Below are 783 nucleotides of genomic sequence, written 5' to 3' on the forward strand. Positions count from 1 at the left end.
TGGCCCCTTCTGCAGGCTTGGTAAAGCTGGCCAGCACAAAGCCGCTGGCCACGTCTGCGGCGGTCAAGGTGATGGGGGTTGTGGTGGTGCCGTCGCTCACGGTGATGACCATGCCCGGCTTGGCCAGGGCCGGGTCAAACGTGACGCGGCTGGTGAAGGTGGTGTTGCTGGCGAGCTCGGCCTTGTTGACGAACGCGTTGTTGTCCGCGTCGGTGATGATGCTGATGGCCAGATTGATCTCGGCGGTCGTGCCCCCGGTCGTGTCGATGACCACGGTTTGTTGGTCATAGCCGCCTTGCGTCAGGTTGCCGCTCACGCTGGTGGGCGCTGCGGTGTTGATGGCCGTGGTGCCGTTCGCGCTCACGATGGTGGCCTTGATGCTGTAGGTGCCTGCGGCGCGGGTGTTGGCCGTGTCGTCCCACGTCCAGGCGCCGCTGTCTGCCGGTGCCACAAAGGCGTTGGCGCCAATTTGCGCGCCAGTGCTGTCATAGAACTGCAGCATGACGCGGTCGCCAAGACCCGGCACCCAGCCGGTGATGGTGCCTGCGTACGTCAGGGTCTGGTCGTTGGTGATGAAGTCGCTGGCGGTGGCGCCGCTGTCGGTGCTGGCCGAGACGATGTCGATCGTGGCCACGCTGTTGCCGCGCGTGTTGTAGGCCAGGCTCACTTGGTTGTTGGACTCGAACACCGCAGGCGCGGCAGCCGAGCTGTCGTAGGTGTCTTCGTTGTTGTTGAGCGCCGCGTCGCTGAACTTGCCCGAGAGGACGCCCACGGTGGCCGTGC

General features: G+C 65.3%; 1 protein-coding gene. It reads right to left on the minus strand.

The genetic code is table 11. The features are described 5' to 3' along the window. Nucleotides 1–783, minus strand: a 783-nt coding sequence (locus B9Z49_RS21945; protein ID WP_158273574.1) for a hypothetical protein, incomplete at both ends; no start/stop codon positions are given.

This window comes from Limnohabitans sp. 2KL-51, from assembly GCF_003063645.1.
Classification (GTDB): domain Bacteria; phylum Pseudomonadota; class Gammaproteobacteria; order Burkholderiales; family Burkholderiaceae_C; genus Limnohabitans_A.